Origin of the sequence: Psychromonas aquimarina ATCC BAA-1526 (assembly GCF_000428725.1) — a bacterium.
Taxonomy (GTDB): Bacteria; Pseudomonadota; Gammaproteobacteria; order Enterobacterales; family Psychromonadaceae; genus Psychromonas; species Psychromonas aquimarina.
Genome location: NZ_AUAM01000021.1, coordinates 1 through 25,139, shown reverse-complemented (window position 1 = coordinate 25,139; position 25,139 = coordinate 1). Strand labels below are relative to the sequence as shown.

The window sequence follows — 25,139 nt, the reverse complement described above, 5'->3', positions numbered from 1 at the left end:
ACAGTTTGCCAGAAAATAACCCGCTAGATCCTGAAGCAACGCAGAATTCAAATGAGCTTGTGCCGCATTCGCAGCTTAAAATTGCCACCTTTAATCTGTTTAATTACCTTGAGCCGCCGTTTGCTTATTATGATTTTGAGCGAATTTACAGTGCCGAGCAGTGGGCTAAAAAACAGCGCTGGATCGGCGATTACCTGAATGAGTTTCAGCCGGATGTAATAGGCTTTCAGGAAGTGTTCAGTCCTGAGTCGTTATGTGAACTGGTTTTAGATCATGGTTATGGACATTTTGCGGTGGTGGACAGTGCCGAGATCGTTGATGATTTTATCTGCCGAAGTCCGGTGGTGGCGATTGCTTCACGCTATCCGATTAAAGATATCCAGGCAGTGCAGCCGGATCCTGAGCTGGCCGCCGCGATTGGTTTAACAGATGATTTTTCCTTCAGCCGTAAGGTGCTGCGTGCAACAGTTGATCTGCCGCATATAGGTGACTGCGACTGTTATGTGGTGCACTTTAAATCCAAGCGCCCGATGCTTGAGCATGAAAAAGATGATTTGCTTTCAGCAGAAAAAAACATTATTGAATCTTTAAAAGCACAAGTCGCAGGGGGCTGGGGATCAACAATTCAGCGCGGCTCGGAAGCCGCTTTGTTACTGGTTAATATGATCAGCCGCCGTGAACAGAGCGGGCTGCCGATGATATTGATGGGTGATTTTAATAATACCCTGGCTGACGGCATTTTAACCCATCTGCTGACTGACTCGCTGCGTTTTGTTTCTAAATATGACAGCGAAGCTTTTCTGGCTAAATATCTGTTAAAAGATTCATGGGATCTGTATCAGGCAACGGATAATGACAGTGAGCATATACAACGTAAAGCGACCCATTACTTTGGTGAAACAAGCTCGGTGCTGGATTATATTTTACTCTCCAATGAGTTTGATGCGTGCTGCCAGTCAAGTATCTTTGAATTAAGCGAACACCACACCTATGACCGGCATTTAATCAATCCTATATTTGAGCGAGACGGTCAAAGTACCGACCATGGTATTGTCTGCATCACGCTGAGGTTACGTTCTTAAATTCAGCTTTCGAATGAAAGCTTGTCCGCAAAAACCGCCTGCCAGTCCTGTGAAAACTGCTCCACGGCAGGCTGTACAGCCGGGTGGGAAAACATCTGCGCCGCTACATCAGGCGGCAGTGTGACGGCGCCGATCCCGAGTTTCATGACATCCATGACCTGCTGCGTATTCTTAAAACTGGCCGCCAGTATTTTACTTTCTAAGCCGTGCTGGTTTAACAGATGCTGCAGATCCGCCACAACCCCGACACCGTCTGCGCCCATTGCATCAATGCGGTTTACATAGGGGGCCAGATAGTCTGCGCCGCATAGTGCCGCTAAAAATCCCTGCTGTGCGGAATAGATCGCCGTTGCCAGTACTAAAATTCCCTCCTTTTTAATCAGTTTAACGGCACTTAAACCAGTCTCTGTCGCCGGCACCTTAACCACCATGTTATAGGGAAGCTGATTAAGCTGTTTTGCCTCTGCCAGCATGCCTTCAACAGTAGGGGAAACCACCTGTGCGTGAAAACGGGCATTAGGGCCGAGCACCTCGGCTAATGCGGGCAGCACTTTAGTTAATCCGGCGCCTGAATTAGCCAGAATAGAAGGATTGGTGGTAACTCCTGTTAGCGGTAAGCATAGGTTAAAACGTCTCACCTGCTCAATGTCTGCACTGTCAAGATATAGCTCAATCATGGTTATTACTCCGTGGTGTTATTTGATGGAAAAACTATAACGATTAAAAACTGGTCTTGGCTTGATCTAAATCAAGCTGTATTTCGTTCGTAAGTATTATTGTTTTGTTTGCCGAAAGGCTGGCGGGGTTCACTTGAGGTGCTTATGTATTTTAATATTCAACGATTTTCTACTCATGACGGGGATGGAATTCGCTCTATTTTGTTTTTAAAAGGATGCACTCTGGCTTGTTCCTGGTGTCAGAATCCCGAGAGCCGCAGTGAAAAGCGCTCTCTGTTATTTGATCCGTCTTTGTGTTTAAGCGGCTGCTCTGCTTGTCTGGAAGTCAGCAGTGCAATCACCCGTGATCATACTGATGCAGTTATCATTAACCGTCCAGCAGTTAATGAACTGTACCTCGACAGGCTGAAAACGGTATGCCCGACTAAAGCACTGTCCGTCTGTGGTGAACAGGCGCATACAGATCTGCTTTGCGAGCAGCTTTTAAAAGATAAACCCTTTTATATTCAAAGTGATGGCGGAGTTACCTTTTCTGGCGGGGAGCCTTTGATGCAGGCTGAATTAGTCAGAGATATTGCGCAGCGTATGCATCAGGAAGGCATTAATACTGCGGTTGAAACCTGCATGCATGTACCCTGGAAAAATATCGAATCTGTTCTGCCTTATATTGACTGCTGGCTAACCGACTTAAAGCATACAGATGCGCAGAAATTTAAGCTCTGGGCTAAGGGCTCTTTATCCCGTATTAAAAATAATTTTCAGCGGCTGGCAAAGCAGGCAAAACGTCTGGTGATCCGTGTGCCTGTGGTACCGGGTTTTAATGATACCCGGGCTGAGCTGCAGGAGATTGTTGATTTTGCAGTTTCACTTGAAAGCTGCAGCGAACTTCACCTTCTGCCTTATCACACCCTGGGCAGTAATAAATATAACTTACTTGATATTAAGTATTTGTGCTCAGACAAACCATTGAACAATCCTGAACTGCTGGCTGATGCGCAGCTGTACGCACAAAACCATCCATTAAGCAGAAAACAATTCACTGTCAAAATTAGAGGTTAATTCTATGAATCTTAACTATTTAGCAAAACGCATCCGGGATCATAAAGAGCAGCTGATTAATATTATTACTCCGCCAGTCTGTACTGAACGGGCACTGGCTTATACCCGGGTTTATCAGGAAAACGAAGATAAACCGGTGGTGGTGCGGCGTGCGCTGGCACTGCAGGAACATCTGCGCTCACGTACTATCTGGATAAAGCATGATGAATTAATTATTGGTAATCAGGCCGGTAAAGTGCGGGCCGCACCGATTTTTCCCGAATATACGGTGCGCTGGTTAGGCGCTGAAATAGATGAATTAGCGGATCGGCCTGGTGCCGGGTTTGCTGTAAGTGCAGAAGATAAAGAGAATATCCATAAACTGATACCTTACTGGTCAGGGAAAACGGTGCAGGATCGCTGTTATGGTTTATTTACGGATGAACAGCAGGAGCTGCTCGCTTCAACGATTATCAAAGCGGAAGGTAATATGACTTCCGGTGATGCGCATTTAGCTGTGGATAATGAGAAAATATTAGACATTGGTCTGGATGGTTTAATAGATGAAGTACGCGGTCACCGCTGCAGAATTGACCTTGCTGATTTTGAAGATTTAAAGCGTGAGCAGTTTTTGAAATCCGTTGAAATTGTTTTATTAGCGGTGCAGGAGCATATTGTCCGTTATGCAGATCTTGCAGATAAAATGGCTTTGCAGGAAAAGCGCCCTGAACGACTCCAAGAGCTGCAGACCATAGCATCTAACTGCCGCTTTATCGCTTTTAATAAACCTGAGTCTTTCTGGCAGGCTCTGCAGTTATGTTATTTCGTGCAGCTGATTCTGCAAATTGAATCCAACGGTCACTCCGTTTCATTCGGGCGTATGGATCAATATCTGCACAGTTATTATGAGCAGGATGTTAAGCAGACTAAAAAGATAAGTGAGTCGTTTGCTCTGGAGCTCCTGCAGAGCTGCTGGCTGAAACTGCTGGAAGTTAATAAAATCCGCTCCGGCGCGCACTCCAAGGCATCGGCAGGCAGTCCGCTTTATCAGAATGTCACCATCGGCGGGCAGAAGCTGGATAAAAACGGCAGGGCGTCGGACGCGGTAAATAGTTTTTCCTGGGCAATTCTGGAGTCCTGCGGACAGCTGCGCTCAACACAGCCGAACTTAAGTGTGCGTTATCACCAGGGGTTAAATCAGGAATTTTTAATGGGCTGTATTGATGTTATTAAATGCGGCTTTGGTATGCCGGCTTTTAATAATGATGAAATTGTTATTCCTGAATTTATTAAGCTGGGTGTTGAGAAAAACGATGCCTATAACTATTCTGCAATCGGCTGTATTGAAACGGCTGTGCCGGGTAAATGGGGATACCGCTGTACGGGCATGAGTTTTATTAACTTTGCGCGTATTTTACTTGCTTCGTTAGACGGTGGACGCGATGCGACCTCGGGTAAGGTTTTCTTAGCCGGAGACAGGTCTTTAGCTAAGGGTAACTTTGAGAATTTTGAGCAGGTGATGCAGGCATGGTCCGAGCAGATTCGTTATTACACGCGTAAGTCGGTTGAAATTGACTGTGTGGTGGACTCGGTACTTGAGCAGCAGGCGCAGGATATTTTCTGTTCATCGCTGGTGGATGACTGCTTAAGCCGCGGGAAAACGGCCAAAGAGGGTGGCGCTAAATATGACTGGGTTTCCGGGCTGCAGGTGGGGATCGCTAATTTAGGAAACAGTCTGGCGGCTGTTAAACACTTAGTTTTTCAGGAAGCGCAGATCAGTCAGCCGCAGTTAGCACAAGCGCTGGCGGATAATTACAGCGGCAGTGAAGGGGAACTGCTTCGTCAGCGTTTATTAAATTATGCGCCGAAATACGGTAATGATGATGACTCGGTGGATCAGCTTATTTCGCAGGCTTATAACGTTTATATCAATGAGCTGGCGAATTTTCATAATACCCGCTTCGGCCGCGGTCCGATCGGCGGGAAATATTATGCGGGCACATCAAGTATTTCAGCAAATGTGCCCTTCGGCAGCGCAACAATGGCAACACCAGATGGTCGTAAAGCCCGAACACCGCTAGCTGAAGGTGCAAGCCCTGCATCGGGCTCTGATAGATTAGGTCCGACAGCAGTTTATAACTCTGTAGCGAAAATGCCGGTAAATAAAATACTAGGCGGGGTCCTGCTTAATCAGAAGCTGACACCGGCTGCAGTTGAAAGTGAACAGGATATGCTTAAGCTGTCTATGTTGATCCGTACTTTCTTTAATTTTCATAAAGGCTGGCATGTGCAGTATAATATTGTGTCTCGGGAAACATTATTAGCCGCCAGAGAAAATCCTGAATTGTATCGCGATTTAGTGGTACGGGTTGCGGGTTATTCAGCCTTTTTTACCGCTTTATCTCCCGATGCACAGGACGATATTATTGCACGTACTGAGCATAAATTATAAGATATCGGCTTTCGCTGCAGTTTCATATGAAATGTTAACGAAAGCCTTTTTTATGCTCCCTGGAATGTTTATGAACCCAAGACATACTGAGATTTTACATTTAGTTAATCAAGAAAAACGCGTGATGGTATCGGATTTATCTGCTCATACCGGGGTTTCTGAAGTAACCATTCGGCAGGATTTAACCCTGCTTGAAAAAGAGGGCTTCTTAAAACGTGTTCATGGTGCAGCTGTGTCACTGCAGAGTGATGATATCAGTGCGCGCATGGAAGTGAGTTTTGATGCAAAACTAAAACTCGCTGAACGTGCTGCTGAGCTGGTGAGTTCCGGTGAAACCGTGATGATTGAAGGCGGCAGTGCCAACGCACTGTTAGCTCGCGTGTTAGCGGACAGAGGAGATGTTACGATTATCACACCAAGCGCTTCTATTGCGCATCTTATCCGTAACACTCAGGCAGCCGTTATTCTGCTGGGGGGCGTTTACCAGCATCAGGGAGAAAGCCTGGTGGGATCGCTGACCCGCTTATGTATCGAACATACCCATTTCAGCACGGCATTTTTAGGTATTGACGGTTACCATGCTGACAGCGGTTTTACCAGCCGCGATATGATGCGCGCCGATGTTGCCAGTGCTATTCTCGCCAAAAACAAACGCAATATTGTGCTTACTGATGCCAGTAAATTCGGCAAAATTTTTCCGACCAGTTTAGGAAAAAACAGCCAGTTTGCAGTGCTGATTACCAGCTCGGATGCACCACAGCAGGATATTAGTGAATTAAGGGCACAGGGCCTTGAGGTCATATTAGTGTAAATGTTGTAGAAGTTGTTGATTAATTAAGACTGCTGAGTAAAGTTAAACATTCGTTTATCTTTTTATCGCTAAGCCGCTTTAATATGCAGGAGAATTAAATGACCGAACAAGAAAAAATGTTAGCAGGTTTGCCCTACGATGCGTGGGATGAATTATTACTTAAACAGCGTAAAACTGCTAAATCGACCTGTCATGCTTTTAACCTTGCCGATCCGACGTTATTTGAAGAGCGTATGCTTATACTTAAAGGTCTGCTGAATATCAAAGGTAACGCGCATTTCGAGCCGAATTTTTTCTGTGATTATGGTTATAACATTCATATCGGTGATAACTTCTATGCAAATCATAATCTGACTATTATTGACGTCTGCCGTGTAGATATTGGTGATAATGTTATGTTCGGGCCGGGTGTTATGCTGGCTGCCGCGACGCATCCGATTGATCCCGTTGAAAGACTTACAACGGAATACGGCGCGCCGATAAAAATAGGTAATAATGTCTGGTTAGGCGGTAATGTTTCGGTTTTACCAGGCGTGAAGATTGGAGACAACTGTGTAATCGGAGCCGGCAGTGTAGTTTGCCGGGATATTGAAGATAACAGTGTTGCTGTTGGTAACCCCTGTCGTGTTATTCGTAAAGTTTCTTCCGCAGATAAAGGCTGATTTTTCCCGGTAAAAAGACCCTCGTATAAAACTACAGAGGGTCTATATGCTCTAATAAGCTATTTTAAACTCTGATGATTTTTCAAAAAAATCAAATGCTGTTTGTAATCTTTTTTTCTCATCATCATTTAGAGTATTGAATTTAACCCCGTAATAAAAAGCCTTGTCAATATTATCAGAGTGAACAATATTCCCTTTAAGAACAAAAGGCTGTGCATTTGGGGCTGGTAAATGAATGGTAAAATTCACTTCCCGGCGAGTATTGAAATTTAATTCTTCCATACATTTCAAGTGTAAACCTGAAAGACTGAAATCCTGTGTTATAGCCTCAACCTGCTGTCCTTCCTGCTCTGCAAAAACCTTAATCTGGTTATGAATGCGCGGGAAATGACGCTGTTCATTACCTTTGCGTGCATCTGCAGTCACGGAATCTGTTTCAAAACGGTGCAGCAGTGTATCTAACTGTTCAGCCACATTATGCAGCTCACTGGCAACAAGTGATGTGGAGTTTGCTTTTTCTGAGCTGTGTTCAAGTATCTCAAACAGGCGAGCTAACTCGCTCTGCAGGGACTCTAAATGATCACTCTGCTGATGGTTTAAAGCTGCAATTTCAGTTGAGTTGACATTGTTGCGTAATATACCGTCCTGCATGGAGTCAAATGCACTTAATGTCTGCTGGGATTTCTGCTGCGACTGATTAACCTGGCCGGTTACATTACTCATTGAGTTCACCGAACTGTCAACTGAAGCGGTTAACTCACTGATTAAATTCGTTATTTGTGTGGTGGAGTCAGCGGTGCGCGAGGCCAGCGTACGTACTTCATCAGCTACCACAGCAAACCCTCTGCCGTGATCGCCTGCACGGGCAGCTTCAATTGCCGCATTCAGTGCTAATAGATTTGTCTGAGCTGCAATATTTTCAATTACTTCAATGATGTCATGAATCTGATTAGTTGCATTTTTTACTGAGGCCATCTGAGTGGCAGTAATATCAACACTTTTAACCGCGCCTTCGAGCTCTTCGATACTCTCCTGTACGACAGTCATACACTGTATTGCTGTTGCTTGTGTTTCTTCTGCAGTTTTTGTGGCTTCGCTTATGTGGTCACTGACAGAGCCGGCGATATCCCGCAGCGAATCAGTTGCACTAATCACCCTTGCTGAACCGTCTTTCTGCTGTTCGTTAACTGTGGATATTTCATTAGAGATCGTGGCTACCTGTGAGGATGAATGAGTCATCTGCTTACTGTTCTGCTGCACGGTATGGATAACATCGCTGAGTACTGAACGCATTTTATCAACCTGTGCAACTAATAAGCCCAGTTCATCTTTATTCTCATTATTATAACGATAGGATTTGAGATCTCCCTGACCCACTCTTCTGGTCGCTTCTACAACATGTTTTAGGGGCTGGGTAATATTACGGGAAATAAGCCAGCCTAATAATATTGATAAAAGGACGGTTATTATCCAGCTTCCCTGCTGACAGGTCAGCATCCTCTGTACTTTCTGCTCGGAGTTATCTGCAAACATCACAACACTTTTATTCATACTGGCGAGTACTTTATTACTTAGTGTATTGATATTCATAAGCTGTTCTTTACGGCACTCCTGCGGGTTTACTGCTTCTATTGATGACTGCAGCTGCCGCCAGTATTTCTGCACTTCCTTTAACTGATTAAGTATCCGGGTATCTTCTTCTTTAGGCAGTTGAATACTTTTACGCATACTCAGATCAAGGTAAGTTGTTCCTCCTTTACTGAGCGCCTGCAGCGAAGCGTCAAATAATTTCTTAGTCTGGCGCATCTGGCTGGTGTCAATCTGTTCACCAGTTTTCTGTGCATAATGCAGAGCTAATAAAAATTCTTTGCTGTATTTTTGGGAAAGCATGCGCTGCCGGCCGGCAATATTAATAACCGTACCGTCTTTTTTCTGGTTATCTAATGTGATGATGGTATAGATAGACATAAAGCTGAGCGCACCAAGAATAAATGCGATTAATATAATTATTTTCTGCTTTACCGAAAAATGATTCAGCCATTTTAAAACATTAAAAATTTCCATTGTTTATTCCTTTCAGAAAAGCACACCAGATAAGCATAGTTAAATATGGGAATGATTAAGGGAATAGTCAAAAAAAAGGGAATAAATATATGTTTGATATCAAAAATTAAGGGGTGTTTTGAAAATGTCGTATTTTAAAGTGAAGTTGTGCGTGCAGGTGAAATGATGGAAAGATCCATTCTTTTATCTGATTGAACTGTATAAAGTAAAAACCGAAAACAGGGCTGTTTCCGGGTTTTACTTTATAGTGGTATCTGTTGTTATTTACGTACACCTTCAATATGTAAATCCATATCAACATAACTTGAAGCGCCCATAACCTGGATACCGAAGTCAGCTAATTGTAAACGAGTTGTACCCTGAAAACCGGCACGGTAACCGCCCCACGGATCTTTACCTTCTCCGATAAAGTCCGCATCGATGGTAATAACTTTAGTCTGGCCGTGTAGAGTTAAGCTGCCTTCAATTGCCAGACCGCCGTCCGCTTTTTTAGTTACTTTGCTGCTGACAAACTTTGCTGTTGGAAACTTGCCGGCATTAATGAAATCATCACTGCGGATATGCTTATCGCGTTCAGCATGGTTTGAATCAAGGCTTTGTGTATCAACATTTACTGTTACTTTTGATGCTTCCACATTGTTCGCATCAAAGCTGAACTGTCCGTCAAATTTATTAAAACGGCCTTGAATAAAACTGTAACCCAGATGACTGACTTTAAAATTGATTGAAGCATGTGCACCTTTAGTATCAATATTATAATCGGCCGCATTGACTAAAGCCGGTGCGCTTAATACGGTGGTTAAAACGCCTGCTAAAAGTAATTTTTTCATTATTGATTCCCTATTATTTATTTCAAAGCATTTTGCTAAGAGTATTGTCTTTGTTGATAAAGTGATGTTTTAAGGCTGCCAGTGCGTGCAGCACTGCTAAACCAATAACGGTACAGGCAAGGTAAAAATGCAGCTCACCGGCAATATCCGCCTGATTTTCAAAAAATGAGCCGAAACCCGGGACAGAAAACCAGTTAAAAACCTCTATGCTTCTTCCATCTGCGGTTGAAATCATATAGCCGCTGATGAAAACGGCAAAGAGTAATAAATAAAGACCTGTGTGTGCTATTTTAGCCCCTTGAATTTCCCACTCTGCACCTTCAATTGCAGGTGAGGCGGTAATAAATTTCCAGATAACCCGAAACAGGGTTAAGGCAAATAAGCACAGGCCTAACGATTTATGCCAGTGTGGAGCCGGTTTATACCATTCACTGTAATAAGTCAGGTCTACCATCCATAAACCTAGTGCAAACAAACCGATTACCAGTATTGCGGATCCCCAGTGTAAGAGTTTTGCTAAACGATTATATTGTGTGACTGCTGTAGACATCTGTAACCCCTGTATATATCGAACATTGTTAATGTCTTGCTGCGACTTTGTTGGTTAATATAGGTTCATTGTATACAAAAAGAAAAAGAATCAAACAGAGATAAAATGAATAGTATGTTCAAATATTTTGATGTTTTATCCATAAGTGTCTTATTTTTAAAGACCTTACGGATAAAAACGGAAGGGTTTAAGATCTCTGTAGTGTTTATGGAAAAGAGAACTGCTCTCCGGATTCCAGCCAGAGTGGATACTTTTCCATGGCCTGTTCAAACAGTGAAGAGTGGATAAGGCTGTCTAACCAGATTTTGAGATTCGGGTAGGGGCTTTGCTCAAAGCTGCTTTTGTCTACGCCGGCAAACTGGCGAATAAAGGGAAATATAGCCATATCAGCCAGACTGATCTTTTGTCCGAACAGGTAGGGTTTATTAAGCAGACGATTTTCCAGTCTGAAGATAAAATCTTCTGCCTGCTGGCGGTAATAACTGACTGGATATTCAGAGAAGCGTTCTGCATATTTATATTTATCTAACCACTGCTTAAATTCAAAGTCATTTTCATCAATCAAAGTTAACATTTCAGGTAAATCGCTTGTTAACCAGCCGTCAGGATCTGATTTTTCTAATGCCCAGACCATGATATCTAAGCTTTCATCAAGCACTGTCCCGTCTGTCAGCTGTAAAACCGGTACGGTTCCCTGTGTTGAGACAGCCAGCATTTCCGCTGGTTTCTGCTGCAGAACTATCTCGCGTAAATTAACTGACTGCAGGCTGACAGCAAGGGCTAAACGGGCGCGCATTGCGTATGGACAACGGCGGAATGAATAAAGGGTGTGACGCATAAGCTGATCCTAAATAAGTAATTCTTGTAAAGTATCGTTAACGGCTGATGCCGGTAAGTATTGTTCTTTTATGAGTGTCTTAAATTTATCTGCGATTTGAAAACTCATTTTTTAGAAGCAGTAAAATCACAGATCTATGCTGATTATTCTTAGTGCGGCGGCGCATATTATTATTGTTCGTGTTTTTTAGCGCCTTTAAGCATGGCATTAACCAGTTCCTGAGCTTCAAACTTGGTTAACGCATCATCTGCTCCTACCTGATTAGCCCGGTCTACGCTCATCTCACTTGAAAGAGAGGTATGCAGGATAATATAAGCATCGGCAATTTCAGGAACGCTGCGTACTTCAAAAGTAAGTTCATAACCGTCTAAGCCCGGCATCTCAATATCACTGACAAGAATGTCTATCGGATTGTCTTTGGCAGCCAGCTCTTTCATAACGGACAGCGCATCTGCACCGTTTTTGCAGACCTTAAAAGGTACATCGATATTAGTGAGCGCATTTTCAAGCTGACGGCGTGCAACTGCTGAGTCATCAACTAACAGGATATGCAGGTTCTGCAGCAGTCCTTTCTGCACACCTGTAATTTCAACGCTGCCTTCATCCTCACTGGGAAAAATCTCAGACAGTAATAATTCAACATCCAGTAGTTGAATGAGTTTATCTTCAAAGCGGGTTATACCGGTAATATAGGTTTTATGCCCTAAGCTGCTTGGAGGCGGTTCAATATTTTTCCAGTTACATTCGATAATTCGTTCTATTTTCCGCACTAAAAAACCAACATGCTGGCGGCTGCAGTCAGTAAGAATAATGACGCAGTCTTTTCTTTCTTCTTCACTTATCGGAGGATAGCCAACCGCACCCGCCATATCAATAACTGACAGGGTCTGTCCACGGATACTGGTTGCACCAATAACATTAGGCTCCGCGTTAGGAAGTTGTGTAAGCGGCTGATAGGGAACTATCTCTTGTATTTTTAATGTGCCAAGTGCGAAACTTTGTACTTTTGTGAGCTTAAAAAGTAACAGTCCCTGAGATTGGCTGGAAGTTGATTGCATGCTGGAGTCCTATTCAAACAAAAATATCTATTTTTACCTTCAAATTATAGGATATAAGCTTTAAATAACAGTGCGCTAGTTAGTTGTTTTGTAATTATCTGCAGGGTTTAAGTAAATGATAATGCCTGGTTAACAGGTTGTTGAATTATCTGATGTAAGGTCGTGTAAAAATGTTAACAAACAGCCTTGATATAACAACAACTAAATCGTTATTATTCTCATTATCGATTAAACAATAAGTGAGAAAAGTATGACTAATGAACAGAAAATACAACTCGAAGCCGCTGCATTTCGCCGTTTGTTAAAACATCTGAACAGTCGTAAAGATGTACAGAATATTGAACTGATGAATTTAGCCGGTTTTTGCCGTAACTGTTTATCAAAATGGATGACAGCAGAAGCACAAGAGTTAGACATTGATATGAATGATAACCAGGCGCGAGAGCATGTTTACGGTATGCCCTACAGTCAGTGGAAGGATAATCACCAGTTACCCGCCACAGCAGAGCAGACGGCTGTTTTTGAAGCTGTTCAGGCGAAAAACAAATAGCAGCTTAAATGAAAGCTTGAAGATAAGCGTTAGATATCAGTGAGGGGAAGCTGCCCCTCATTCTATTTACCTTTTCATTTTTTTAGGTCGGTTAACCACAGCCTTTTAAATTCCATCATATTTAAATGCTTTTTTGACAGGTTATGTTCGACACGATCGGACTGCGTTGAAAAAGGCCCGGCCCGGCAGGCTGTGCAGCAGTTATCCCCCTGATATAGAGCCTGCTGCAGCTCTTCTGCCAGGTCGTTGTTTTTGTTTTTACTCCAGACATAGGTTATGCCCTTAGTATCTTTTACATGTTTATCACGGTCTACATTACGAATTTTGTATCCGGGAAACATATTAATATCAAAGGCTGTGGAGCCTAAATAATGGATATTTGTGTATAGATGCAGATCATTTTCAATATTCCATTCACGATATGGTTTTACATCTTTAGAGGTGATGAAACATAACTGCTGCCCCTGTGGATCTAAAAAATGACTGCAGGAGTTAATTAGAAAACGGCGTAATAAACGGCGGTTCAGGGTATTGATATTGACATCTTCACCGCGGTTTTGGTATTCCTCAAAAGAACGAAAAGCGGGTAATAACGGAAACTGAAAGATTATTAAATCAAAGCTGTGTGGTTTTAAAGAGCCCCAGGAATCTGGATTGGTGACATCAAATTCAAACAGTACCGGGTTATTCCGGGCTTTAAGCTCCTGATAAAAGTCATCACCGTATTTCCCCTGCATTGTTTCTAAAGAATCATAGACAGTTGCAGTTAAAGAGGCTGGCTGGTGGTGTTTAAGTAACGAGCAGGAAAATGATAAGTCTCCATCACCGACAGTGAGAATTCGCCACTCTTTTTTGATAATCATGATATTAAGCTCTATAAGATAAATTTACAGGCGTAATTTACCATTTTGCAGAGTATATAGGTGTGAATTTTAAATAATAAAGCTAGGATTTAACAACCCGCTGTACTTTTGATAAATATATTTTGCGTGATAACGGATATATAATGCTTGTCTACTGTGTAATGAAATTAATGAGAACTGCTTATGATCAATAAACCTTTGCTGAGCGCAGTATTATTTATACTCTTGAATTCCGCCTGTGCACAACAGCCTTCAGCACCAGCTGCTGGTGATGAACAAGCCTATGAAATCGGTATTATGGTGCAGGAAATCCAGACTGCTTTAACAGATCCTGAGCATGCACAGTCGTTACAGACCATTATCTCCTACGGAACGGACTCGCGTTATTATGTGATGATCCGCGGCTGGTTATTTCAAGAGTTAGTAGGGGTTGAAAGCCAGCTGCATGCAAGCCGCAGTAAAAAATCCAGTGCCGAATTTCAGCTTAGGTCCGATTTTTTAAAACAAGCCATCCGGGCAATAGACTTGGAGTAAGTTTCATTATCTATTTTTGTTAGTACCTGCCTGCCGTTAAACCACGCGGCTGCTCTTTTCTTTCTTAAAATAAACCTGTTTTACATATCCTTCAGTTTAATAAAAACTAAGCAAAAGTGATCTAGATCAAAAAAGCAAAGCGTCAATAAAAGATTAACAGATAAACAAATTTAAATATGACTACTTTTAATGAACAGTTCTTTAAAAGTACAGGTATTAGACATCATGTTTAAAAATATTATGTTGATTAAAATATTCAAACTTTCTGCACTGCTGCTTATCTGCTTAGCCGCACTGCAGTTTATATTTGCAGAAATCGTCATTATTTTAGGGCTGACTTTTTTGGCCTTCCTCTGTGATTATTTCAAAAACGTTGAGACAGGTAATACAGGTGATGAATGTCTGGACCTCAATAGTCACGAAACTGAAATTGATAAAAAAATCCTATTAAGCACCCGTGCTGTTGCTAACGAAAGTCTGGACAGCATGCATATCTGGAAGCATGATTTAACCGATCTGCTTGGCACTCAGGAGGGAGCTGTTACGACATTAAGCGGTGCTTTTTCTGCAATCCAGATCCTGCTTGAGCAGCAGCAGTCATATCTGCACGGCATATTAAGTGCAGGTTCAGAAAAGCACAATAATGATGACGTTGTTGATATGCGCCAGTTTGCACAGGAAACCTCTAATACTTTGAATCATTTTGTAGAGACGGCTGCGAAAATGGGGGATGAGTCCCTGTTTCTGCTTGATAAAGTTAATCATATCAGCGAACAAATGCCGCAAGTGATGAAAGCGCTTCAGGGGATTGAAAGGATTGCATCACAAACAAATTTATTAGCATTAAATGCCGCTATTGAAGCGGCCAGAGCCGGGGAAGCCGGGCGAGGGTTTGCTGTTGTTGCCGGTGAGGTGCGCTCATTATCAAATAGTTCATCTGAAGTAAGCATGGAGATTCAAAAGCAGCTCTCTTCAATGAACCGTCTTATTTCTGAACTTGCTAAAGATGTGAAAAATGTTGCAACTCAGGATGTTGATTACGTATTGAATTCTAAAAAAGAAGTGGAAGCCGCGATCGAGAAGCTGGCGCATAAAGCGGACAATGATCTGCAGATGACCCGCAATATTGACCAGCTGGCGGGGCAGTTAGTCGAAGCGGTGCATGATGCGATGCGCGGGCTGCAGTTTGGTGACATCAGTATTCAAAGCCTGCAGTTTACCCTTTCTAGCATTAAGCAGCTGACGGAGTCTATGGAGCAGCTTGCAAATACAGAAGGGCGTTACATTCCAGAGGAGATAGAACAAATAGTGCATGATTTACAGTCAAAAAAACAACAGAGTGTAAATAATCCTGTTTCTTCTTCCAATATGGATAGTGGTGAAATTGAGTTTTTCTAGAAAATTAACCGAAATAATAGAGGTAATTAAATGGCCAAGCATATTTTAGTTGTAGATGACTCGATTTCAATCCGGCAAATGGTGGAAGTCACGCTGCTTTCGGCAAACTATCAGGTATCGCTGGCAAAAGACGGTAAAGAAGCTTTTGATATGTGCAGAATTAATACCTACAACTTTGTCCTTACGGATCAGAATATGCCGCGAATGGACGGTATTACTCTGATTAAATCTTTACGCAGTTTACCCGCTTATCAGCGTATACCTATCATAATGTTAACCACAGAAGCTAGTAATGGAATGAAATTAAAGGGAAAGGAAGCTGGTGCAACGGGCTGGATGGTGAAACCTTTTAATCCGGCTAAGCTGCTTGAATTAACTGCTAAAGTCTTAGGTTAATTGATTGTTTTTTCTCCATGTGAGGTGATATGTCGATAGATATGAAGCAGTTCTATGCTGTTTTTTTTGAAGAGGTATCAGAGCATCTGGCTAATATGGAGTCGCTGCTGCTCGCTATTAATATTGAATCCCCCAGTTTAGATGATTTAAATGCTGTCTTTCGAGCCGCCCATTCAATTAAGGGAGGCGCAGGAATCTTTGCTTTTGATGATATGACTGAAGTGACGCATATTCTTGAAACGCTTTTAGATAAATTACGTAAACAAGAAACCATATTAACCTCTGAAATGATTGATGCTTTTCTACAGGCAGGAGATCTTTTAGCTGAGCTGAAGGAAGCACATCAGGAAGGCGGGGAAGTTGATCCGGATAAAGTTAAAACACTATGTAAGTCTCTAGAAAGTTTATCGGCTGAAAGGGCAGTTTCCCCGGAATCAGCTGAAAATAACTCAGCCGCAGAAACAGTTTGTCGAGAGATTACCTTTTTAACAGAGGAGAAAGAAGATATCAGCACTCTGCTGCGTGAATTAGCAGAGTTTGCTGAACTCAGCTGCAGCTGTGATATACAGGATGGTTATAAAAAATGGTGCCTGACGCTGGCTGAAGCTTCAGTGTCGGATGATGAGCTGATTGACTGCATCACCTTTTTTGCAGAACCCGGCTCTATTGTTATCACTGGACTGGAGGTTAAAGAGGAGAAAAAACAGGAAGAAGATGCATTTGGATTGTTTGCAGAAGAAAACACTCATGCACTAATAGAAAATGACAGCTTTGGAATTTTCGATGAATTACCCGTTAACTCTAATAATGATAGTGATGACTTGCCTGCACAGCCGTCTTTGCTCCTTCCAAAAGCAGCGGAAAGCGCAGAGCAGGAAACGCAGAGTTATGGCTTTTTTAGCGATGAAGATAAACATATAGAAAAAAAGCCGGTGCCTGCAGGCAGATTAAAAAGCGCTGTAAAAAGCAGTCGAAACGGTTCCGAGTCATCCAGCTCTATCCGGGTTAATACTGAAAAGGTGGATCAGTTAATTAATCAGGTTGGAGAGCTGGTGATTACTCAGGCTATGTTAACCCAGATCTCTGCTTTGCTGGATCCTTCGGAGCATGAAATTCTTTTAAACAGGCTCACTCAGCTTGAAAGAAATACCCGGGATCTGCAGGAGTCGGTAATGTCGATCCGTATGATGCCGATCAGTTTTGTATTTGCACGTTTTCCTCGAGTTGTACGTGACTTATCGAGTAAATTACATAAAAAGATCAATTTGAAGATGATTGGTGATGAAACGGAGCTTGATAAAGGGCTGGTGGAAAAGCTTGCAGATCCGTTAACTCATCTTATCCGCAACAGCATAGATCACGGCATTGAAATGCCGGAAATACGCCTTGCACAGGGTAAAGAGGAAATCGGTACTATTACCCTGTTTGCCTTTTATCAAGGCGGTAATGTAGTAATAAACGTCAGTGATGACGGAGCCGGGTTAAACCGTGAAAAAATAACAGCTAAAGCTGCCGAACGCGGACTGAATATCAGTGACAGCATGACTGATAACGAGGTCTATCAGCTGATTTTTTCTGCCGGTTTTTCTACTGCGGAAAAAGTCACCGATGTTTCCGGCCGCGGTGTCGGTATGGATGTGGTGAAACGTAATATCGTTGAAATGGGCGGACAGGTTGAAATTCACTCTGATCTGGGGCTGGGGTCAACCATATCTATCCGCTTACCACTTACCTTAGCCATTTTAGACGGTATGTCGATTTCGGTTGGAGATCATATCTACATTATCCCGCTGACTTTTATCTGTGAATCACTGCAGCCGCAGACAGAGAACATAAAAACCATAAACGGTAAAGGCACTGTGGTAAAAGTCAGAGGGGAATATATTCCATTACTGGCTCTGCACCAGTTGTTTAATATTGAAACACAGGTGCATCAGCCGAGTGATGGAATTTTAGTGCTGTTAGAGAGCAGTAATAAAAAAATAGCTTTATTAGTGGATCAGTTAGTCGGTCAGCAGCAGGTCGTTTTGAAAAGCTTAGAAACGAATTTTCACGCAGTGCCGTGCATCTCTGGTGCAACCATTATGGGAGATGGACGGGTTGCTTTAATTCTTGATGCTGCCGGTTTAATCAGCTCAATGGAATAAAGAACAAAAGAGTAAAAGGACAAAACAATGCAGGAAACAAAAAGTGAAGCAGACACTGGGCATAATTTTATCTCTGAAATGACGGGAACAGAGGAAAGCGGTTATTTAACATTTACTCTGGGAGATGAAGAATACGGTATTGATATTCTCACTGTGCAGGAAATCCGCGGTTACGACTCCGTGACAAGCATCGCGAATATGCCGGAGTTTATAAAAGGGGTGATCAATTTACGCGGCATTATCGTGCCTATTGTTGATATGAGAATTAAGTTTAATTTAGGTGATGTGACTTACCATGAAATGACGGTTGTTATTATTCTTAATATCGCAGACAGGGTGGTAGGAATGGTGGTTGACGGTGTTTCCGATGTGATTTCTCTAAGCCGTGAGCAGATTAAAGAAGCGCCGGAGTTTGGCGCTGTAGTGGATACTAAATACATTAAAGGGCTGGGAGTCGTTGACCAGCGGATGTTGATTCTAATTGATATAGAAAATTTAATGAGCAGTAAAGAGATGGCGCTGGTTGAACAGTTAGCCTGAAGCAGATAGTTGTAGTTAAAGTATTTAAAATTAGGGTGTCACTATGCGAAATAATATTCCAGTAACAAATAATGAATACATTTTAACTGAAAAGGATTCAATCGTATCTAATACCGATCTGCAGGGGAATATTACTTATATTAACGATGATTTTCTGCGTATAAGTCAATTTACCGAAGCTGAATTAATGGGCCAGCCGCAGAATATTGTTCGTCATCCGGATATGCCTGCTGAAGCATTTGCTGATTTTTGGGCTGATATCAAAAATGGAAAACCATGGACAGGTCTGGTAAAAAACCGCTGTAAAAATGGTGATTTTTATTGGGTTAAAGCGAATGTGACGCCTATTTTAGAAAATGGTCAGCATGTTGGTTATATGTCTGTACGCACAGCGGCTTCGCGCAGTGATATTGAAACTACCAGTGCAGTTTACAGCTTATTTAAACAGGGAAAACAGGGGGGATTAAAAATAATACATGGCCAGCCTGTATCTCCTTCCTGGCAGGATAAGCTCAACTTTCTGCATAATATAAGTATTAAAAAACGAATTTCCGCCATGTTTATGCTGATGGCATTTGTTTTACTTGGCGGCGGTATAATCGGAGTTTCTGTTAATAATCAAACTAATAACACCCTTAATGAGTTATACAATAACCATATGACTGCGCAGAATGAGTTGATATCTCTGCAGCATAAGTGGCATGAAAGCAGTGATTTATTACAAGCTGCATTATCACCAAAAAATACTCAGGACCTACAGTCAGTAAGTGAACAGTTAAGTGAAAACTTAAATATTATCAAAGCACTGCAGGCAAAATATGCAATGCACAGCTTTACTCCTGCGCAGCTGTCAGAAAATAAAACCCTTGAAAAATTAAGTAAAAAGCTGCTCGATGGTGTTTATTCTCCGGCGGAGCTGCTTATTTATGACGGTGATACGAAACCGCTGCAGGCACTATTAAAGGTCTCCGCTAGACAGATGCCTGCACTGCAGGAGCAGATTGAAAAGGCCATAGTACAGAATATGAATACGGCAGAATCTCTTTACCAGCAAAGCACCAGCAGTTTTATTAACATGTCCCTGTTTATGCTGGTTTCTACTGTAACTGTGATTGTTATCGCTTTTGTTGTTTCTGTGAAACTTAGTAAAAGTATCACTGAACCATTAGATCGGGCGATAGGATATTTTCGTGAATTATCCCAGGGGAATTATGGTATTGATGTTGAAGCGGGTAATGACGATGAGGTCGGCCGTGTACTTGAAGCCTTAAAAATGATGCAGATAAAGCTTGGTTTTGAAGTTGAGGATATGAAACGCCTGGCGAATGAATCGACACGTATCAAAATAGGCTTAGATAATGTAAGTACCAATGTCATGATCGCCGATAATAACCGCAATATTATTTATATGAATAACTCGATTGTGCCGATGTTAAGCAACGCACAAGATGATATTCGTAAAGAACTGCCTAATTTTGATGTTGAGAAATTAATGGGCAGTAATATTGATCTGTTTCATAAACACCCTGAACATCAGAAAAAACTATTAGCATCATTTACCAGTGAATACAGAGCAGAAATAGAAGTGGGAGGAAGGACCTTCCTGCTGGTTGCTAACCCGGTTATTAATGTACATGGAGACCGTTTAGGCTCAGTCATTGAGTGGACAGACAGAACTGCTGAAGTGGTTATTGAAAAAGAGGTAGCGAGCATTGTAAACGGCGCAGTACAGGGGGATTTTACCCGCCGTATGAGCCTGGAAGGGAAAGATAAATTTTTCACGCAGCTTTGTGAAGCGGTTAACCGTTTGATGGAAACTAGCGAAAAAGGTTTAAATGAAGTTGTTCGTATGCTGTCTGCTTTAGCAAAAGGGGATCTGACCGATCGTATTACCAATGAATATCAGGGTACATTTGGTCAGTTAAAAGATGATTCAAACTTAACCGCTAATAAACTTAAAGAGATTGTTTTACAGATAAAAGAAGCCGCGGATACTATCAATGTTGCATCAAAAGAGATTGCAATGGGTAATAGTGATTTATCACAACGCACCGAAGAGCAGGCCTCCAGCCTGGAAGAAACAGCCGCCAGTATGGAAGAGTTAACCACCACAGTTAAACAGAATGCTGAAAACGCAAAACAGGCAAATAAATTAGCCAATGGTGCTTCAGATATTGCACTTAAAGGCGGTGATGTAGTTGGTAAAGTCGTTAATACCATGAGTGATATAAATGACAGCTCCCGTGAAATTGTTGACATTATTTCGGTGATCGACGGTATTGCTTTCCAGACCAATATCTTAGCTTTAAATGCGGCGGTTGAGGCCGCCCGCGCCGGAGAGCAGGGACGTGGTTTTGCGGTTGTTGCTTCTGAAGTGAGAAGCCTTGCGCAGCGTTCAGCCGCCGCTGCCAAGGAGATTAAAACGTTAATTGGTGACTCCGTTGATAAGGTAGAAGCTGGTGCTAAATTAGTGGATGAAGCGGGCAATACAATGGATGAGATAGTAACTGCCGTTAAGCAGGTTACTGATATTATGGCAGAAATTGCAACGGCTTCAATGGAGCAGAGTTCCGGTATTGGTCAGGTCAGTCAGGCAATAATGCAGATGGATGAGGTCACTCAGCAGAATGCAGCACTGGTTGAAGAGGCCGCCGCCGCTGCTGAGTCATTAGAAGAGCAGGCTGATACTTTATCTGTATCAGTGAGTGTTTTTGATACCGGTGATGCTGCTGAGCATGTACTGCAGACTCCTCTAGCGGCAGATAGAAAAGCGCATCATCGTTTTCATCAAATTCCTAAAACGCCGAATGATGATGAATGGACAGAGTTTTAGTTAATGGATGACTTACGAGAGTTTATTTTTACCGATAAAGACTTTGCGCATGTGCAGAAATTAATTTATGAGCATGCGGGCATCTCTTTGAGCGAAAAAAAAGAGGATCTGGTTTACAGCCGTTTAGTAAAACGATTACGCTTCCATAAAATCAGCCGTTTTAGTGTCTATTTATCCTTACTGAACGATCCGCATAGTTCAGAGTGGGAAGAGTTTATCAATGCGCTGACCACTAACTTAACTTCATTTTTTAGAGAGAAACATCATTTTGAAGCATTAGCTTCCCATGTAAAACGTAATTATTCAAAAGTATCACAGAGCCAGCCGATTAAAATATGGTGCTCAGCCAGCTCCACTGGAGAAGAGCCCTACAGCATAGCTATGACTATGGTCTCGCTATTCGGCTGTTTAGCTCCTCCGGTGAAAATTCTAGCAACAGATTTAGATACCAGTGTATTAGAAAAGGCACAAAAGGGGATTTATCCAATTGATAAAATTGAAAAATTAAGCAGATTACAAACTGAACAGTTTTTTCTAAAAGGTAAAGGGGTTCAAGAGGGATTCGTTTTAATAAAACCTGAACTGCGGCGTTTAATTACATTTAAAAAATTGAATTTATTATCACCTGAATGGCCGATGAAAGGACAGTTTGACGTAATATTTTGTCGGAATGTCATGATCTATTTTGATAAAGATACGCAGTATGAGCTGCTTGAAAAGTTTGCTCAGAAACTGCCCCCGCGAGGTTTGTTATTTGTCGGTCATTCAGAGAGTTTTCCAAATGCATCCAATGTTTTTAAGTTAGAAAAGCATACTGTCTATCGGAGAGTGTAAGAATGAATAGTGTGCAGTACGAGCGCGTTTTTATTGTTATTTTTTCAGTGCTGTTTACCGGCTGCTGCTGGATTTATTCTGCGCTTGGGAAAAATAATGGATAAAGAGCAGCTGGCTTTCCAAACCTATTTTGACCAGACATTTGATGTTGATGCGGTTAAGTTACTGCCTGGCGAATATTATGTTACTACTCGTAATATGGTTTTGGTGACCGTATTAGGCTCCTGTGTTTCGGCATGTATCTGGGATCAGAACAACGGGGTTGGAGGAATGAATCATTTTATGCTTCCTGAAAATAACCATGCAGGAAAATCCTGCCTTGATAAATCAGCCCGCTATGGTGCCTACGCGATGGAGCTGTTAATTAACAAAATTATCCAGTTTGGTGGAAAAAGAGAGAATTTAGCCGCTAAAGTGTTTGGAGGAGGGCGGATGATGAGCCATTTTCATGAACTGGATGTAGGTTTAAGCAATGCGGAATTTGTAGTCAGTTATTTTAAAAATGAATCTATACCGGTTTGTGCTGAGGATCTGCTGGGGGATTATCCAAGAAAAGTATATTTTTTTCCGAAAACGGGAAAGGTAATGGTACGCAAACTTAAAAAGGTGAATAACAACACCATAGAGATGCGCGAAAAAAGTTACTTTTCTAAAGTTAATCAAACAGATGCAGATGGTGATTATGATCTGTTCAGCTGATTGTAAATTCTATTTGGAGTTGTTATGAGCATAAAAGTGTTGATTGTTGATGACTCAATGTTAATTCGTAGAATTTTGAAAGAGATTATTAATTCTCAGCATGATATGGAAGTTATCGGAGAGGCTCCGGATCCGCTAATTGCCCGGACGCTGATTAAAGCACTAAACCCGGATGTTTTAACGCTGGACGTTGAAATGCCGAAAATGGACGGTTTAAATTTTCTTGAAAAATTAATGCGTTTACGTCCAATGCCGGTAGTAATGATATCGACGTTAACGGAAAAAAGCTCTGCGGTAACTATGCAGGCATTAGAGCTGGGAGCAGTTGATTTTATTACTAAACCTAAAATTAATCAGCTTAATGGAATGCAGGAATACAGCCAGGAAATTGCCGATAAAATCCGAGCTGCTTCTATGGCAAAAGTTAAGCAGAATAAGCGGCTTCCCCTTAATGCTGGTATTTCAACAGTATCAATGTCTGCCGCTGACAATATCAATAGAAAAACAATTATTGCGATTGGTGCATCAACGGGCGGCACTGAAGCTATCAGCTGCATATTAAGGTCTATGCCCGAAGAATGTCCGGCTATTGTGATTACTCAGCATATGCCGGCAGGTTTTACAGCATCATTTGCCGCTCGTTTAAACACTTTCTGCACAATAAATGTAAAAGAAGCTAAGCATAATGAGCTGCTTAATGCTGGAACCGCATACATTGCGCCGGGAAGTAAGCACTTATGTGTCATTCGCAAATCAGGCTGTTATTACACGCTGCTTAATGAACTGGAGCCGGTGAACCGCCACCGCCCGTCAGTAGATGTATTGTTTGAATCTGTTGCATCACACGTCGGAAAAAATGCTATTGGAATAATATTAACAGGTATGGGAAAAGATGGTTCAGCGGGATTATTAAGCATGAAAAATAGCGGGGCATTTAACTTTGCACAAGATGAACAAAGCAGCGTTGTGTACGGGATGCCGAGAGAAGCGCTGTTAGCAGGAGGCGTGGATCAGGTTGAGCCGTTAAATAACATGGTAGAGGCTGTGTTACAGCATCTAAGAAACTAAAGAGGGCAAATAGTACAGACTTCAATTCGCTGCTTGATACAAAGGAAATGTAACGACTTACTGCTATCCAGGTAAGAGCCTGATGCAGAAAGCTGATAAAAGAAAAGGCTGGCAGGTTTCTCTGTCAGTCTTTTCTTTAACCTGTTATCCGTAAAGCGGGGTCTGATGCTGCATTCATAAATTTTCGTACAGCAGTAAGCCAATATCCATAGGGGGCGCCTAGAACAAGTAAAGCCAAAGTTTGAGCCATGGCAGCCTTGGTGATGTTTTGTATATCCATACCGATAATGAAAAGTATCAGTATATATAGTGGTAGTTGGAAGGTGATATAAGCTGTGATATCACCCAGAACCTTATACCGTTTGTGCAGTTTAGCGCTATTTAATTTTCCAATGATTTTATCTCGATAGATTCCGTACATCCGCCCAGTTACAATATTTACAGGCTGGCACAGTAAACGTGACAGCAGTGACTGTTGTATTGTCATGCCGACAATTAATACTTCGATAAAGATGCCTGTAATTATTGTAAAAGACATTAGGGCCAGGGTATCAGCCAGCCAGAGACTGTTAATTTTCATTTCATTTGATGCCTATTTTCAAAATTCAGATACGGCTGCATCACCAGTATCTGGAGTGCAGGTTATAGCAGTTCCATTAATTTATTTAGGCGTAGGAAAAATGGATGGAAGCAGGGCGTTGACTGCAGTAACTAGTTATTCTAATTACAAAATCAAGAACCCAAATACAAATCTTATTTGTATTTAACCAGTCTCCATTTTAACAAGCATAAATGAATAGAAAATTAGTGGATTTGCTATTATTTATTGAATGAGAGTGCTGCTGACGCAGCTAGGTATCAGTTATAAAAGACAGAAATACAGCGGCCGCCGAAAAGCGATGTTAGGGCATTGCGAAGTGTTAAATTAGTATGATTAAGTAAAATTGTTTTCACTGTATCAGTTACACTCAGATAGAGGGTTTTCGAGACCTAATATTATAAATATCAATGGTGTAGAAAAGCAATGCTAACTGCATCGGTGAAATGTAAAGATTCGACTACGGCATTATGTGTTGAAATATAGAGCTGTGATAATCCTCTAATATTATTGAGCTTCCCCCACGGTAGAAATAGACCTGTGCTTCTTTTTTACTTACTCGCTATAAAAACAAGTAATGAAACGGAAAGAGAGACTTGAACTCTCACACCTTGCGC

22 protein-coding genes and 2 pseudogenes are annotated in these 25,139 nt (G+C 41.9%); 16 read left to right on the top strand and 8 right to left on the bottom strand.

The genetic code is table 11. The annotated features are described in order from the left end of the window. Window positions 1-5 precede the first annotated feature (5 nt). Complete coding sequence (locus tag G337_RS0109450) at window positions 6-1,082, top strand: endonuclease/exonuclease/phosphatase family protein (RefSeq protein WP_084605326.1); 1,077 nt, start codon at window positions 6-8, stop codon at window positions 1,080-1,082. 2 nt (window positions 1,083-1,084) lie between these two features. Here the strand turns inward: G337_RS0109450 and G337_RS0109445 are convergent, their stop codons facing one another. Continuing rightward, on the bottom strand, window positions 1,085-1,759 hold the full coding sequence (locus G337_RS0109445; RefSeq protein WP_028863666.1) for a fructose-6-phosphate aldolase: 675 nt from the start codon (window positions 1,757-1,759) through the stop codon (window positions 1,085-1,087). Between the two features lie 144 nt (window positions 1,760-1,903). Here G337_RS0109445 and G337_RS0109440 point away from each other — a divergent pair, with 144 nt between their 5' ends. From G337_RS0109440 to G337_RS0109425, 4 genes are all read left to right on the top strand, one after another. Then, window positions 1,904-2,818 carry a glycyl-radical enzyme activating protein gene (locus G337_RS0109440; protein WP_028863665.1) on the top strand — a complete coding sequence of 305 codons (915 nt, stop codon included), beginning with the start codon at window positions 1,904-1,906 and terminating at the stop codon, window positions 2,816-2,818. A 4-nt stretch (window positions 2,819-2,822) separates the two neighbouring features. Beyond that, window positions 2,823-5,249: a formate C-acetyltransferase/glycerol dehydratase family glycyl radical enzyme gene (locus G337_RS0109435; protein WP_028863664.1), complete on the top strand. Its 2,427-nt coding sequence runs from the start codon at window positions 2,823-2,825 to the stop codon at window positions 5,247-5,249. A 70-nt stretch (window positions 5,250-5,319) separates the two neighbouring features. Continuing rightward, window positions 5,320-6,060, top strand: a complete 741-nt coding sequence (locus G337_RS0109430) for a DeoR/GlpR family DNA-binding transcription regulator (RefSeq protein WP_028863663.1) — start codon at window positions 5,320-5,322, stop codon at window positions 6,058-6,060. 98 nt (window positions 6,061-6,158) lie between these two features. Then, window positions 6,159-6,722, top strand: coding sequence for a sugar O-acetyltransferase (locus G337_RS0109425; RefSeq protein WP_028863662.1), 564 nt, complete (start codon window positions 6,159-6,161; stop codon window positions 6,720-6,722). Between the two features lie 51 nt (window positions 6,723-6,773). Here G337_RS0109425 and G337_RS0109420 read toward each other — a convergent pair whose 3' ends face one another. From G337_RS0109420 to G337_RS0109400, 5 genes are all read right to left on the bottom strand, one after another. Continuing rightward, window positions 6,774-8,786: a methyl-accepting chemotaxis protein gene (locus G337_RS0109420; protein WP_028863661.1), complete on the bottom strand. Its 2,013-nt coding sequence runs from the start codon at window positions 8,784-8,786 to the stop codon at window positions 6,774-6,776. Between the two features lie 260 nt (window positions 8,787-9,046). Then, window positions 9,047-9,616 carry a YceI family protein gene (locus tag G337_RS0109415; protein ID WP_028863660.1) on the bottom strand — a complete coding sequence of 190 codons (570 nt, stop codon included), beginning with the start codon at window positions 9,614-9,616 and terminating at the stop codon, window positions 9,047-9,049. 22 nt (window positions 9,617-9,638) lie between these two features. Continuing rightward, on the bottom strand, window positions 9,639-10,166 hold the full coding sequence (locus G337_RS0109410; RefSeq protein ID WP_028863659.1) for a cytochrome b: 528 nt from the start codon (window positions 10,164-10,166) through the stop codon (window positions 9,639-9,641). 205 nt (window positions 10,167-10,371) lie between these two features. Continuing rightward, a complete protein-coding gene (locus tag G337_RS0109405; protein ID WP_028863658.1) occupies window positions 10,372-11,004 on the bottom strand; it encodes a glutathione S-transferase in 633 nt (210 codons plus the stop codon). A 170-nt stretch (window positions 11,005-11,174) separates the two neighbouring features. Beyond that, window positions 11,175-12,062, bottom strand: coding sequence for a chemotaxis protein (locus G337_RS0109400; RefSeq protein WP_028863657.1), 888 nt, complete (start codon window positions 12,060-12,062; stop codon window positions 11,175-11,177). A gap of 250 nt (window positions 12,063-12,312) precedes the next feature. Between G337_RS0109400 and G337_RS0109395 the strand changes: the two genes are divergently transcribed. Next, window positions 12,313-12,612, top strand: a complete 300-nt coding sequence (locus tag G337_RS0109395; protein ID WP_028863656.1) for a DUF1244 domain-containing protein — start codon at window positions 12,313-12,315, stop codon at window positions 12,610-12,612. A 74-nt stretch (window positions 12,613-12,686) separates the two neighbouring features. On the opposite strand, the gene G337_RS0109390 is transcribed toward G337_RS0109395, so the two are convergent. Continuing rightward, window positions 12,687-13,475, bottom strand: a complete 789-nt coding sequence (locus tag G337_RS0109390) for a class I SAM-dependent methyltransferase (RefSeq protein WP_028863655.1) — start codon at window positions 13,473-13,475, stop codon at window positions 12,687-12,689. A gap of 183 nt (window positions 13,476-13,658) precedes the next feature. Between G337_RS0109390 and G337_RS0109385 the strand changes: the two genes are divergently transcribed. From G337_RS0109385 to G337_RS0109340, 10 genes and pseudogenes are all read left to right on the top strand, one after another. After that, window positions 13,659-14,009: a hypothetical protein gene (locus tag G337_RS0109385; protein ID WP_245597649.1), complete on the top strand. Its 351-nt coding sequence runs from the start codon at window positions 13,659-13,661 to the stop codon at window positions 14,007-14,009. A gap of 189 nt (window positions 14,010-14,198) precedes the next feature. Continuing rightward, window positions 14,199-15,407, top strand: coding sequence for a methyl-accepting chemotaxis protein (locus G337_RS29410; protein ID WP_084605324.1), 1,209 nt, complete (start codon window positions 14,199-14,201; stop codon window positions 15,405-15,407). A gap of 30 nt (window positions 15,408-15,437) precedes the next feature. Beyond that, entirely contained in the window at window positions 15,438-15,803 is a 366-nt protein-coding gene (locus G337_RS0109375; protein ID WP_028863653.1) for a response regulator, read from the top strand. Window positions 15,804-15,832: 29 nt separating this feature from the next. Further along, entirely contained in the window at window positions 15,833-17,950 is a 2,118-nt protein-coding gene (locus G337_RS0109370) for a chemotaxis protein CheW (protein WP_028863652.1), read from the top strand. A gap of 27 nt (window positions 17,951-17,977) precedes the next feature. Further along, window positions 17,978-18,490: a chemotaxis protein CheW gene (locus G337_RS0109365; protein ID WP_028863651.1), complete on the top strand. Its 513-nt coding sequence runs from the start codon at window positions 17,978-17,980 to the stop codon at window positions 18,488-18,490. A gap of 43 nt (window positions 18,491-18,533) precedes the next feature. Next, a pseudogene (locus G337_RS29540) lies at window positions 18,534-19,769 on the top strand (methyl-accepting chemotaxis protein); the annotation flags it as partial. 57 nt (window positions 19,770-19,826) lie between these two features. Further along, window positions 19,827-21,323, top strand: a pseudogene (locus G337_RS29535) (methyl-accepting chemotaxis protein); the annotation flags it as partial. Window positions 21,324-21,326: 3 nt separating this feature from the next. After that, on the top strand, window positions 21,327-22,157 hold the full coding sequence (locus G337_RS0109355) for a CheR family methyltransferase (protein WP_028863650.1): 831 nt from the start codon (window positions 21,327-21,329) through the stop codon (window positions 22,155-22,157). Window positions 22,158-22,253: 96 nt separating this feature from the next. After that, the gene (gene cheD / locus G337_RS0109345) at window positions 22,254-22,856 is read left to right on the top strand and encodes a chemoreceptor glutamine deamidase CheD (RefSeq protein ID WP_028863649.1); all 603 of its coding nucleotides are present in this window, start codon (window positions 22,254-22,256) and stop codon (window positions 22,854-22,856) included. 24 nt (window positions 22,857-22,880) lie between these two features. After that, window positions 22,881-23,924, top strand: coding sequence for a protein-glutamate methylesterase/protein-glutamine glutaminase (locus tag G337_RS0109340; RefSeq protein WP_028863648.1), 1,044 nt, complete (start codon window positions 22,881-22,883; stop codon window positions 23,922-23,924). Window positions 23,925-24,060: 136 nt separating this feature from the next. Here the strand turns inward: G337_RS0109340 and alaE are convergent, their stop codons facing one another. Continuing rightward, complete coding sequence (gene alaE / locus G337_RS25955) at window positions 24,061-24,504, bottom strand: L-alanine exporter AlaE (RefSeq protein ID WP_051303107.1); 444 nt, start codon at window positions 24,502-24,504, stop codon at window positions 24,061-24,063. Between the last annotated feature and the right edge of the window lie 635 nt (window positions 24,505-25,139).

Bases quoted from the DNA above. Each gene is read 5' to 3' on its own strand.
- G337_RS0109445 (WP_028863666.1), bottom strand. From the start codon at position 1,759: ATGATTGAGCTATATCTTGACAGTGCAGACATTGAGCAGGTGAGACGT.
- G337_RS0109440 (WP_028863665.1), top strand. From the start codon at position 1,904: ATGTATTTTAATATTCAACGATTTTCTACTCATGACGGGGATGGAATT.
- G337_RS0109435 (WP_028863664.1), top strand. From the start codon at position 2,823: ATGAATCTTAACTATTTAGCAAAACGCATCCGGGATCATAAAGAGCAG.
- G337_RS0109430 (WP_028863663.1), top strand. From the start codon at position 5,320: ATGAACCCAAGACATACTGAGATTTTACATTTAGTTAATCAAGAAAAA.
- G337_RS0109425 (WP_028863662.1), top strand. From the start codon at position 6,159: ATGACCGAACAAGAAAAAATGTTAGCAGGTTTGCCCTACGATGCGTGG.
- G337_RS0109420 (WP_028863661.1), bottom strand. From the start codon at position 8,786: ATGGAAATTTTTAATGTTTTAAAATGGCTGAATCATTTTTCGGTAAAG.
- G337_RS0109415 (WP_028863660.1), bottom strand. From the start codon at position 9,616: ATGAAAAAATTACTTTTAGCAGGCGTTTTAACCACCGTATTAAGCGCA.
- G337_RS0109410 (WP_028863659.1), bottom strand. From the start codon at position 10,166: ATGTCTACAGCAGTCACACAATATAATCGTTTAGCAAAACTCTTACAC.
- G337_RS0109405 (WP_028863658.1), bottom strand. From the start codon at position 11,004: ATGCGTCACACCCTTTATTCATTCCGCCGTTGTCCATACGCAATGCGC.
- G337_RS0109400 (WP_028863657.1), bottom strand. From the start codon at position 12,062: ATGCAATCAACTTCCAGCCAATCTCAGGGACTGTTACTTTTTAAGCTC.
- G337_RS0109395 (WP_028863656.1), top strand. From the start codon at position 12,313: ATGACTAATGAACAGAAAATACAACTCGAAGCCGCTGCATTTCGCCGT.
- G337_RS0109390 (WP_028863655.1), bottom strand. From the start codon at position 13,475: ATGATTATCAAAAAAGAGTGGCGAATTCTCACTGTCGGTGATGGAGAC.
- G337_RS0109385 (WP_245597649.1), top strand. From the start codon at position 13,659: ATGATCAATAAACCTTTGCTGAGCGCAGTATTATTTATACTCTTGAAT.
- G337_RS29410 (WP_084605324.1), top strand. From the start codon at position 14,199: ATGAACAGTTCTTTAAAAGTACAGGTATTAGACATCATGTTTAAAAAT.
- G337_RS0109375 (WP_028863653.1), top strand. From the start codon at position 15,438: ATGGCCAAGCATATTTTAGTTGTAGATGACTCGATTTCAATCCGGCAA.
- G337_RS0109370 (WP_028863652.1), top strand. From the start codon at position 15,833: ATGTCGATAGATATGAAGCAGTTCTATGCTGTTTTTTTTGAAGAGGTA.
- G337_RS0109365 (WP_028863651.1), top strand. From the start codon at position 17,978: ATGCAGGAAACAAAAAGTGAAGCAGACACTGGGCATAATTTTATCTCT.
- G337_RS0109355 (WP_028863650.1), top strand. From the start codon at position 21,327: ATGGATGACTTACGAGAGTTTATTTTTACCGATAAAGACTTTGCGCAT.
- cheD (WP_028863649.1), top strand. From the start codon at position 22,254: ATGGATAAAGAGCAGCTGGCTTTCCAAACCTATTTTGACCAGACATTT.
- G337_RS0109340 (WP_028863648.1), top strand. From the start codon at position 22,881: ATGAGCATAAAAGTGTTGATTGTTGATGACTCAATGTTAATTCGTAGA.
- alaE (WP_051303107.1), bottom strand. From the start codon at position 24,504: ATGAAAATTAACAGTCTCTGGCTGGCTGATACCCTGGCCCTAATGTCT.